The organism is Pseudomonas akapageensis, from assembly GCF_011355085.1.
Taxonomy (GTDB): Bacteria; Pseudomonadota; Gammaproteobacteria; order Pseudomonadales; family Pseudomonadaceae; genus Aquipseudomonas; species Aquipseudomonas akapageensis.
This window is the reverse complement of the sequence record NZ_VXCP01000062.1, coordinates 1-10739: the sequence shown is the minus strand read 5'-3', so window position 1 is coordinate 10739 and position 10739 is coordinate 1. Positions and strand designations below refer to the sequence as shown.

Annotated in this window: 10 protein-coding genes and 1 pseudogene; 5 read left to right on the top strand and 6 right to left on the bottom strand. The window is 58.8% G+C overall.

What is annotated here, in order from left to right; all coding sequences use genetic code 11:
- The first annotated feature begins 80 nt into the window (after positions 1-80).
- Positions 81-1505 carry an IS1182 family transposase gene (locus tag F2S13_RS28145; RefSeq protein WP_166367133.1) on the top strand — a complete coding sequence of 475 codons (1425 nt, stop codon included), beginning with the start codon at positions 81-83 and terminating at the stop codon, positions 1503-1505.
- 130 nt (positions 1506-1635) lie between these two features.
- On the opposite strand, the gene F2S13_RS28140 is transcribed toward F2S13_RS28145, so the two are convergent.
- Entirely contained in the window at positions 1636-2415 is a 780-nt protein-coding gene (locus F2S13_RS28140) for an exodeoxyribonuclease III (protein WP_003176915.1), read from the bottom strand.
- An 81-nt stretch (positions 2416-2496) separates the two neighbouring features.
- Between F2S13_RS28140 and pyrE the strand changes: the two genes are divergently transcribed.
- Positions 2497-3138 (top strand): orotate phosphoribosyltransferase, encoded by a 642-nt coding sequence (gene pyrE, locus F2S13_RS28135; RefSeq protein WP_166367130.1) that lies wholly within the window; start codon positions 2497-2499, stop codon positions 3136-3138.
- A 63-nt stretch (positions 3139-3201) separates the two neighbouring features.
- On the opposite strand, the gene argB is transcribed toward pyrE, so the two are convergent.
- From argB to coaBC, 4 genes and pseudogenes are all read right to left on the bottom strand, one after another.
- The gene (gene argB / locus F2S13_RS28130) at positions 3202-4107 is read right to left on the bottom strand and encodes an acetylglutamate kinase (RefSeq protein WP_166367128.1); all 906 of its coding nucleotides are present in this window, start codon (positions 4105-4107) and stop codon (positions 3202-3204) included.
- Positions 4108-4139: 32 nt separating this feature from the next.
- Positions 4140-5516, bottom strand: a pseudogene (locus F2S13_RS28125) (phosphomannomutase/phosphoglucomutase); the annotation flags it as partial.
- Positions 5517-5793: 277 nt separating this feature from the next.
- Positions 5794-6249 (bottom strand): dUTP diphosphatase, encoded by a 456-nt coding sequence (gene dut, locus F2S13_RS28120; protein WP_166367124.1) that lies wholly within the window; start codon positions 6247-6249, stop codon positions 5794-5796.
- A 6-nt stretch (positions 6250-6255) separates the two neighbouring features.
- Positions 6256-7464: a bifunctional phosphopantothenoylcysteine decarboxylase/phosphopantothenate--cysteine ligase CoaBC gene (gene coaBC, locus F2S13_RS28115; protein ID WP_166367122.1), complete on the bottom strand. Its 1209-nt coding sequence runs from the start codon at positions 7462-7464 to the stop codon at positions 6256-6258.
- A 132-nt stretch (positions 7465-7596) separates the two neighbouring features.
- On the opposite strand from coaBC, the gene radC reads away from it, so the two are divergent.
- Entirely contained in the window at positions 7597-8271 is a 675-nt protein-coding gene (radC, locus tag F2S13_RS28110) for a RadC family protein (protein ID WP_166367120.1), read from the top strand.
- A 3-nt stretch (positions 8272-8274) separates the two neighbouring features.
- On the opposite strand, the gene F2S13_RS28105 is transcribed toward radC, so the two are convergent.
- The gene (locus F2S13_RS28105) at positions 8275-9864 is read right to left on the bottom strand and encodes an ABC transporter substrate-binding protein (RefSeq protein WP_166367118.1); all 1590 of its coding nucleotides are present in this window, start codon (positions 9862-9864) and stop codon (positions 8275-8277) included.
- A 375-nt stretch (positions 9865-10239) separates the two neighbouring features.
- On the opposite strand from F2S13_RS28105, the gene rpmB reads away from it, so the two are divergent.
- The gene (gene rpmB / locus F2S13_RS28100) at positions 10240-10476 is read left to right on the top strand and encodes a 50S ribosomal protein L28 (RefSeq protein ID WP_166367116.1); all 237 of its coding nucleotides are present in this window, start codon (positions 10240-10242) and stop codon (positions 10474-10476) included.
- Positions 10477-10487: 11 nt separating this feature from the next.
- Positions 10488-10643 (top strand): 50S ribosomal protein L33, encoded by a 156-nt coding sequence (gene rpmG / locus F2S13_RS28095; protein ID WP_010225867.1) that lies wholly within the window; start codon positions 10488-10490, stop codon positions 10641-10643.
- Positions 10644-10739: the final 96 nt, after the last annotated feature.

The following is a 10739-nucleotide window of genomic DNA, read 5'->3' as shown; positions in this document are numbered from 1 at the left end:
CAGACTGTGTGAAAACCTAGCAATCTGCGTCGCGGTTTAAGAAAATGCCCCGTATCGATAGATACGGGGCATTTTTCGTTATGGCCTACATCCAAGGAGAGGATCGGACCCAAGGTGCGTTGTTCCCAGTGTCGTTGGACGACCTGATTCCGGACGACCATCTTGTGCGTGTCATCGAGGCCTATATTTTGCGCCTGGATCTTCAGCAACTGGGGTTCAGCAAGAGCCAGCCCAAGGCGACAGGGCGGCCGCCCTACAACCCGGCAGACTTGCTCAAGCTCTACATTTACGGCTATTTCCATCGCATCCGTTCTTCGCGGCGGTTGGAAGCCGAAGCGCAGCGCAATGTTGAAGTCATGTGGCTGCTCGGGCGATTGACGCCAGATTTCAAGACCATTGCCGATTTTCGTCGAGACAACGGCCCAGCCTTCACCGCCACCTGTCGGGCCTTCGTTCAGTTTTGTCGTCGGGTGGGTTTGATTGCGGGCGAGTTGGTCGCGATCGATGGCAGCAAATTTCAGGTCGTGGCCTCCAATCGCAAGCACATCACTCCAAACAAGCTCAAACACCAGGAAGCGGCGCTGGAGAAACGTATTGCTCGTTATCTCGCGCAGCTGGACGAAACTGATCGCAGCGAGGGCGGCGAGTCGGTTAACCGCTCTGCCGTGCAGGCAGCCCTGCGTGAACTTGAAACCAAAAAGGCTGATAACCAGACCTGTCAGGCCCTGATGGAGGCTCAAGGCCTGACCCAGCATGTACTCGGCGAACCTGAGGCTCGCAAGATGCGTACGGCGGCTGGCAAGTTTGTGGCCTACAACATCCAAAGCGCGGTGGATGCCGCGCATTGTTTGATTTTTCACCACGAGGTCACCCAGGACGGCACCGACAACCAGCAGCTTGAGCCAATGGCCAAAGCGGCCAAGGCCGAGCTGGCGCAATCTGAATTGACCGTCACCGCCGACGCGGGTTACTCCAATGGTGAGCAATTTCAAGCCTGTGAGGCTGCGGGAATCACCGCCTTTGTACCGGCCAACCGCTCAGTCAACCCCACGAGTGATGAAGTGACCTTCTTTGGCCGGGAGGACTTCGTTTATAACGCCGAGGATGATCAGTACCGTTGCCCGGCAGGCAAGGTCCTGACGCTTAAACAGTTGAACAAAGGTGCGCGTATCTACCACTCGGCTGTCGGTGACTGTAGTACCTGCCCCCTGAAGCCGCAGTGCACCAAGGCACAGCGTCGTTACGTGAGCCGGCATGCCCAGGAAGAGGCCTTTGAGCGGATGGAGAAACGAATGCGGGCTCATCCAGAGATGATGGTCAAACGCCGATCTATCGTCGAACACCCGTTTGGCAATCTCAAGCAATGGCTATTCGGAAATGGCCGTTTTCTTGTGCGCCATCTGAGAGGTGCGCGGGCTGAAATGAGCTTGGCGGTGCTGGGTTACAACCTGAAGCGAGCGCTCAAGGTGTTGGGTGCCTCTCAAATGCGGGGCCTGATGAGCTGAGAGGCTCTGCTTTTTTTATCGCGAGGCCAAAAAACAAACGCCCCGGCAAGCCGGGGCGTTTGTTTGTGCCTTTGCAGACTGCGTTTTCACACAGTCTGGTTGAGTCGGCTTTTTTGTGTCTGGCTGCGGCCTAGATGGTCAGCGTCCAGTCGTAGTCCACGATCAGCGGAGCATGCTGGGAAAAGCGTGGCTGACGTGGCAGGCGTGCGCTGCGTACGAAGCGACGCAGCCCCGGGGTCAGCAGCTGGTAGTCGAAGCGCCAGCCCAGGTTGAGCATCTCGGCCTGTTCGTTGTCTGGCCACCAGCTGTACTGGTCGCCTTCGCGACTGACTTCGCGCAGGGCATCGACATAGCCCATGTTGCCGACAATCTCGTCCATCCAGGCCCGTTCCGGCGCCAGGAAGCCAGGAGATTGCTGGCTGTCGCGCCAGTTCTTGATGTCGAGCTTCTGCTGCGCCACATACAGGGAGCCGCAGTAGATGTACTCGCGACGCTTGCGGCGCTGCTTGTCCAGATAACGGGCGAAGTCGTCCATTAGCTTGAATTTCTGATTCAAGTCTTCATCGCCGTTCTGCCCTGATGGGAGCAGCAAGGTCGCGATGCTGACCTTGTCGAAGTCGGCTTGCAGGTAGCGCCCGTAGCGGTCGGCTGTCTCGAAGCCTAGGCCGCTGATAACTGCCTTCGGTTGCAGCCGCGAATACAGAGCCACGCCGCCTTGGGCGGGTACTTCGGCATCGCAGGCATAGAGGAAGTAGCCATCCAGTTGGAAGGCTGGGTCGTCCAGTTCAAAGGCAGAGGCGCGGGTGTCCTGCAGGCAGATGACGTCGGCATTCTGGGCTTGCAGCCAACTGAGCAAACCACGCTCGACTGCAGCCTGAATACCATTAACGTTCACACTGATGATCCGCATAAATGGCCCCAAAAATCTCGTGCGTGTATGATACCCGAGCTCTACCTAATTAGCTAAATCCGTGGTATTCGGGACTTTTTCATGCAGCCGTATCAGCGCGACTTCATTCGTTTTGCCATCGATCGCGGTGTTCTGCGCTTCGGTGAATTTACCCTGAAATCGGGGCGTACAAGCCCGTATTTCTTCAATGCCGGCCTGTTCAACAGCGGTTCTGCCCTGGCACAACTGGGTCGTTTCTACGCGGCAGCCATCGTCGAGAGCGGTATTTCCTTCGACGTGCTGTTCGGCCCGGCCTACAAGGGTATCCCTTTGGCCGCCGCTACGGCAGTGCAATTGGCCGAGCACCATCAGCTCGATGTGCCGTGGTGTTTCAACCGCAAGGAAGCCAAGGCCCATGGCGAGGGCGGCAGCCTGGTGGGCTCGCCGCTTGCCGGTGACGTACTGATCATCGACGACGTGATCACCGCCGGTACCGCGATCCGCGAGGTCATGCAGATCATCGAGGGCCAGAAGGCCAAGGCTGCTGGCGTATTGATCGCCCTGAACCGCCAGGAGCGTGGCAACGGCGAGTTGTCGGCGATCCAGGAAGTGGAGCGTGATTTCGGCATTCCGGTGGTCAGCATCGTTTCGCTGACCCAGGTGCTGGAGTTCCTGGCCGATGATCCGCAGCTCAAGCAGCATTTGCCTGCGGTTGAGGCTTATCGGGCTCAGTACGGTATCTGAGCCGTATTTGCCCCATAAAAAAAGGCCCTGCATTGCAGGGCCATTTTTTTGTATCGCCAGTGATTAGTGACGCTTGCGATTGCTGATCAGCGTACCCACACCGGTATCGGTGAAGATTTCCAGCAACACCGCATTCGGTACCCGACCGTCGATGATGTGTGAAGTGGTCACGCCGCCTTGTACGGCTTCCAGCGCGCAGCGGATCTTCGGCAGCATGCCGCCGTAGATGGTGCCGTCGGCGATCAGCTCGTTGACCTGCTCGGTGGTCAGGCCGGTCAGGACCTTGCCGGTCTTGTCCATCAGGCCGGCGATGTTGGTCAGCAGCATCAGCTTTTCAGCTTTCAGTGCTTCGGCAACCTTGCCCGCCACCAGATCGGCGTTGATGTTGTACGACTCGCCATCGGCGCCGACGCCGATAGGTGCGATCACGGGAATGAAGTCACCTTTGACCAGCATGTTCAGCAGGTCGGTGTTGATCCCGACCACTTCGCCGACATGGCCGATATCGATGATTTCGGGAGTGGTCATTTCCGGGGTCTGGCGGGTGACGGTGAGCTTTTTCGCACGAATCAGCTCGGCGTCCTTGCCGGTCAGGCCGATGGCGCTACCGCCATGACGGTTGATCAGGTTGACGATGTCCTTGTTCACCTGGCCACCCAGGACCATTTCCACCACGTCCATGGTCGCCGCGTCGGTCACGCGCATGCCGTCGACGAAGTGGCTTTCGATCGACAGGCGCTTGAGCAGGTCGCCGATTTGCGGGCCACCGCCGTGAACGACCACCGGGTTTATCCCGACGGCCTTCATCAGCACCACATCACGGGCAAAGCCGGTCTTGAGCTCCTCGCTCTCCATAGCGTTGCCGCCGTATTTGATCACCAGCGTCTTGCCGACGAAGCGGCGGATGTAGGGCAGCGCTTCGGACAGGACCTTGGCGACATTGGTGGCGGCATCACGTTCGAGGGTCATGCAGGGCTCCAGAAGAACAGGTAGTCGATCAATCAGAACGGTAGTTGGAGATCAGGTGCAACACGTTTCAGTTGGGCGTGGAAAACGTCCTTGATGCGCTGCAATTGGGCTTCAGTATCGGCTTCGAAGCGCAGCACCAGTACCGGTGTGGTATTGGACGCACGGACCAGGCCCCAGCCATGGGGGTAGTCGACTCGCACACCATCGATGGTAGTCAGTTCGGCTTCACCCCATTGAGCATCGCTTTGCAATGCATCAATGATGCTGAATTTGCTCTCGTCGGTCACATCAATATTGATTTCCGGCGTAGAAATATCGTTCGGGAAGCTGGCGAACAGCTCTTCGGCGCAGGATTTCTCCTTGCTGAGGATCTCCAGCAGGCGCGCGGCACTGTAAATGCCGTCATCGAAACCGTACCAGCGCTCCTTGATGAAGATATGACCGCTCATTTCGCCGGCAAGCAGGGCGCCGGTTTCCTTCATCTTCTTTTTGATCAACGAATGACCGGTCTTCCACATCAGTGGGCGACCGCCATACTCTTTGATCAGCGGGGTCAGGCGACGCGTGCATTTGACGTCGAAAATGATCTGCGCATCAGGGTTGCGTTCCACCACGTCCTTGGCGAACAGCATCAACAGGCGGTCCGGGTAGACGATGCTGCCGGTGTTGGTCACCACGCCGACGCGGTCGCCGTCGCCATCGAAGGCCAGGCCCAGATCGGCATTGGTCTCCTTGACCTTGGCGATCAAGTCTTCCAGGTTCTCCGGCTTGCCCGGGTCTGGATGATGGTTCGGGAAATTGCCGTCGACTTCGCAGAACAGCGGGATAACCTCGCAATTCAGCGCTTCGATAAGCTGCGGGGCAATCACGCCGGCCGCGCCGTTACCGCAGTCGACCACCACTTTCAGGCGCCGCGCGAGCTTGATGTCCCGAGTGATTTCGCTGGAATAGCGATCGAGGATGTCGACCTTGGTGATGCTGCCTTCGCCGCTGCTCAGATTATTGGTCTTGATGCGGTCATGCAGGGCCTGGATCTGTTCATTGGCCAGGGTGTCGCCGGCAATGACGATCTTGAAGCCGTTGTAGTCGGACGGATTGTGACTGCCGGTGAGCATCACCCCGGACTTGCCGGCTAGCACGTTGGCCGCGTAGTACAGCGCAGGGGTCGGCACCAGGCCGACGTCGCTGACATGGCAGCCGGCATCGGCCAGGCCCTGGATCAGGCGCTCCACCAGAACCGGTCCAGACAGGCGGCCATCACGGCCCACGCTGACATGGGGTTCGCCCTGGGAAAGGCTTTGTGCGCCAATGGCGCGGCCGATCCAGTAAGCGGTCTCGGCATGAAGGGTGTTGCCGAAGATGCCGCGGATGTCATAAGCGCGGAAAATGCTCTCGGGTAGCTTGGGTGCCGCGTGTGCCATGCTGGTCATAACTGGGGAATGCTCCATTCTCATGAATTCCTTGTCCTGGTCGAAGGTTTCGAATTCGAAAACTTGCTGGCTTGATCCTTGTGCACCGCAGGATTAGGCCGGATGACGGCCATCACTCGGAGGGCTGGAAAGCTCGAATTGAACGGTTTGACGGCATTTTCGACAGAGAGTTCGTCAATTACTCAATTGAGTTGCCGTTGCCGTGGCCAACCGCACCACGGCAACCCACTTCAAAATCGCGCATACCCCATCGTAATCAATGGCTGCCGGAATGCCCGAAGCCGCCAGCACCGCGCTGGCTTTCATCGAACGCTTCGACGATTTCGAAATGCGCCTGTACTACCGGCACCAGCACCAGCTGCGCGATGCGTTCGCCGACAGCGATGTTGAAGGCGGTCTGGCCACGGTTCCAGCAGGAAACCATCAGTTCGCCCTGGTAGTCCGAGTCGATCAGGCCGACCAGGTTGCCCAGCACGATGCCGTGTTTATGGCCCAGACCCGAGCGTGGCAGGATCATGGCGGCCAGGCCCGGGTCGCCGATGTAGATCGACAGGCCGGTAGGGATCAGCAAGGTCTGACCAGGCTCCAGGATGGTGTCCTGCTTGAGCATTGCACGCAGATCGAGACCGGCCGAGCCGGGCGTTGCGTACTGTGGCAGCGGGAATTCGTTGCCGATGCGTGGGTCGAGGATTTTGGCTTGTAGAGCGTGCATGCGTGTTTAAACCTGGTTAAGACGGTCGGCGATGAAAGAGATCAGCTGGCGAGCAATTTTGCTCTTGCTGGTCTGGGCGAAAAGGGTTGCGTGCAACTCCCGGTCAATCACGCTGCAGGCGTTTTCCTCGCTGTTGAAGCCGATGCTGGGGTTGGCCACATCGTTGGCAACAATCAGGTCGAGGTTTTTGTCTTTCAATTTGCGTGCAGCGTAGTCGAGCAAATGTTCGGTTTCGGCGGCAAAACCGACGCTGAAAGGGCGGTCCGGACGGGTGGCGATGGTTGCCAGAATGTCCGGGTTGCGCACCATTTGCAGCAGTAGGCCATCGCCGCTCGTAGGGTCTTTCTTGAGTTTTTGTGGGGCAACGACTTCGGGGCGGTAGTCTGCAACCGCTGCGGAGGCAATGAACACATCACAGGGGATCGCTGCTTCACAGGCCGCGAGCATGTCGCGAGCGCTGACCACATCGATGCGCGTGACCCGGTCAGGCGTCGGCAAGTGCACAGGGCCGGTGATCAGCGTCACGCGGGCGCCGGCTTCGACGGCCGCTTCAGCCAGGGCAAAGCCCATTTTGCCGGAACTGTGGTTGGTGATGTAGCGCACCGGGTCGATGTTTTCCTGGGTCGGACCTGCTGTGATCAGCACGTGCTTGCCAGTCAGCACCTGGTGCTGGAAGCATTCGGCGGCACAGAGCGCCAGGTCGTTTGCCTCGAGCATGCGGCCAAGGCCCACGTCGCCACAGGCCTGGCTCCCGGATGCCGGGCCGAAGAGCTTCAGGTTGCGGGCTTGCAGCAATTCCAGGTTCGCCTGGGTGGCTGGGTCGCGCCACATGGCCTGGTTCATGGCGGGTGCCAGGGCGACGGTGGCGTCGGTTGCCAGCACCAGCGTAGTCAGCAGGTCATTGGCGATGCCCTGGGCCAGGCGCGCGATCAGGTCGGCGGTGGCGGGGGCGATCAGCACCAGGTCGGCCCACTTGGCCAGTTCGATATGGCCCATCGCGGCTTCGGCGGCCGGGTCAAGCAGGTCCATGTGGACGGGGTGCCCGGACAGGGCCTGCATGGTCAGGGGGGTAATGAATTCACTGCCGCCGCGGGTCATGACCACGCGCACTTCAGCACCGTGCTCAAGAAGCCGGCGAACCAGTTCTGCACTCTTGTAGGCGGCAATGCCGCCGCCGACGCCGAGAACGATGCGTTTCCGATACAGCCGCTGCATAGGCCTGCCTTTTTGTTCAGGGATTGCACAACGGCGACGATGCCTGGGAGGTCAGATCGCCGCGTAAAAATGATGGGCTAAGATAGCACAGCGCTCATCGAGGAGCAGCGCAGTCAAAGGCAAGGAGATGCCATGAGTATCAAGAATTGGCCCGCAGCGGAGAGGCCGCGGGAGAAGTTGTTGAAGCGTGGGGCGGCGAGCCTGTCGGATGCCGAATTGCTGGCGATTTTCCTGCGCACAGGGGTATCGGGAAAAAGCGCGGTGGATTTGGCGCGTTATCTGCTCAACCAATTTGGTGGATTACGGAACTTGCTTGAAGCGGATCAGCCTGCCTTCATGCGTGAGCTGGGGCTGGGACCGGCCAAATACACGCAGCTTCAAGCGGTCATGGAAATAGGGCGGCGTCATCTGGCTGAAAACCTTGAGCGGGACCCTGCGCTTGAGAGTCCGAGAGCCGTGCGCAACTACCTGAAGTCCATGCTTCGACATGAGCGAAGCGAAGTTTTTGCCTGTCTGTTTCTTGATTCCAAACACCGCCCACTTGGGTTTGAAGTTTTGTTCAAGGGCTCGATCGACAGCGCCAGTGTTTATCCGCGAGAGGTGATAAAGCGGTCACTGGCTCACAACGCCGCTGCATTGATCCTCTGTCACAACCATCCTTCCGGCATTGCCGAGCCAAGCCAGGCCGACCGGGTATTGACCCAGCGCCTCAAGGAGGCGCTGGGGATGATCGATGTCAGGGTGCTCGATCACTTCATCATCGGTGATGGGGAGCCGCTCTCGATGGTCGAGTACGGCTGGCTCTAGGCTTCAGGGGGCAACGCTGACCCTGGAGAAGTCCAGGCGGCCAAACGGGCTGACCTGGTAACCCTGGACCTCCTTGCGGGTCAGTGCGAACGCAGTCGGGTGCGCCAGCGGCAGCCAGAGCGCCTGCTGCTGGATCTGCGCCTGGGCCTGTTGATACAGCTTGGTGCGTACGCCTTGCTCGCTCGTGGTTTTGCCGGCGCCGATCAACCGGTCCAGGCCCGTGTCGCAATAGCGGGCAAAGTTGGTGCCCGATTGCACGGCGGCGCAGGAGAATTGCGGGGTCAGGAAGTTGTCCGGGTCGCCGTTGTCGCCGGCCCAGCCCATGAACAGGAGGTCATGCTCGCCGGCCTTGGCGCGACGGATCAGCTCGCCCCACTCGATGACCCGGATTTCGGCCTTGATGCCGACCTTGGCCAGATCCGATTGCAGCATTTGCGCACCCTGGCTCGGGTTCGGGTTGAGCAGGCTGCCGGTAGGCCGTGTCCAGATTGTGGTGCTGAAACCTTCCTTCAAGCCGGCCTTGGCCAGGAGTGCGCGAGCCTTGTCCGGGTCATGGGCATAGCCGGGCAGATCCTTGGCGTAGCTCCAGGTACTGGGCGGATAGGGGCCGTTGGCGGCGACGGCGGTGCCTTCGAACACGGCTTGCAGATAGCTGTTCTTGTCGAAGGCAAGGTTGATGGCTTGTCGGACTTCTGGCTTGTCGAGGGGCGGATGCTGGCTGTTGATGGCAAGAAACGCGGTCATGAATGCATCGGTTTTCTCAACCTTCAGCGCCGGATCCTTTTCTGCGGCCTGTATATCCACGGGCTTTGGCGACAAGGCAATCTGGCACTCGTTGCTGCGCAATCTCTGCAGGCGAACGTTGGCATCTGGAGTGATGGCAAAGATCAGCGGATCCACGGCTGGCTTGCCGGCGAAATAATCCGGGTTGGCCTTGTAGCGAATGCTCGCGTCCTTCTGGAAACGGCTGAAAACGAACGGGCCGGTGCCAATCGGCTGGCTGTTGAGTTTTTCCGGTGTGCCGGCCCTGAACAGCTTGTCGGCATATTCGGCGGAGTAGATCGAGGCAAAGCCCATGCTGAGGGTGGCCAGGAAGGTCGAATCCGGATGATCCAGGGTAAAGCGCACGGTCAACGGGTCCGGCGCATCGATCTGCTTGATCAGGCTGGGCAATTGCATCGACTGGGCATGGGGGAAGCCACTCTGGGCGATCTTGTGCCAGGGGTTGGCCGGGTAGAGCATGCGCTGGAAGCTGAACACCACGTCGTCGCTGTTGAGGGAGCGGCTGGGCTTGAAATACTCGGTAGTATGGAACTTGACCTCAGGGTGCAACCTGAACAGATAGGTCAAGCCATCGTCGGAAACTTCCCAGCTGTCTGCAAGGCTTGGCACGAGCTTGCCCTGGCGTGCGTCGAAGTCGAGCAGGCGGTTCATCAGCACATCGGCCGATGCGTTGGTGGTTGTCAGCGAGTTATACTGCACCACGTCAAAGCCTTCCGGGCTCGCCTCGGTGCAGATGCTCAATGCTGCGGCCTGAGCCAGCAAGGGGCTGAAAAGTGGGGCGAGCAACAGCGGCAAAATCGCAAGACGCATAGCTGGGTTCCTTGGCTGATCGATGGCCCATCTGCCAGTGCAGTGTGGAAAAGTCCTACCCTAGTGGTCCGGATCGAAAATGGCCATTGAATTTTTACGGGTCGTTGCGACGAGCGGTTGCCCGGCCCGCCGGCCCATGGCAGCTATGCTTGCGGTCTGATTGGAGGCATTCACGGCAATTGAAAATGCAGTTGCTGTTGTTGCATTGTGGTCTTTCTGGTATAAAGCAGCGCTCTTTTCTAGGGGCCCGGTTCCTTGCATTTGCAGGTGTAGCTGGTAAGACCCTAAAGAAACGCGGCGCCTGGCGCCAAATGACTGAGAGATTAAGCGGCCAACCCATGCCGGGTTGGGCATGTGGTTTTAGAGGGCTGAGGCATGTCGAGAGTCTGTCAAGTTACCGGTAAGGGTCCGGTGACTGGGAATAACATTTCCCACGCAAACAACAAAACCCGTCGTCGTTTCCTGCCGAACCTGCAGCATCACCGCTTCTGGGTCGAGTCCGAGAAGCGTTTTGTGCGTCTGCGCGTGTCTGCCAAAGGCATGCGTATCATCGACAAGCGCGGCATTGATGTCGTGCTGGCCGAAATTCGCCAAAATGGCGCTAAGGTTTAAGGGAGAGAATCATGCGTGAATTGATCCGTCTGGTGTCGACCGCCAATACTGGCCACTTCTACACCACCGATAAGAACAAGCGCACCACTCCGGACAAAATCGAAATCAAAAAATTCGATCCGGTTGTTCGCAAGCACGTGATCTACAAGGAAGCCAAGATCAAGTAATTGATCGGCTGACGAAAAAAAGGCCCGTATCTCAGGATACGGGCTTTTTTTTTTTGGTTTCTCGTTCCCACGCTCCGCGTCACTAGTGTCCGGTAA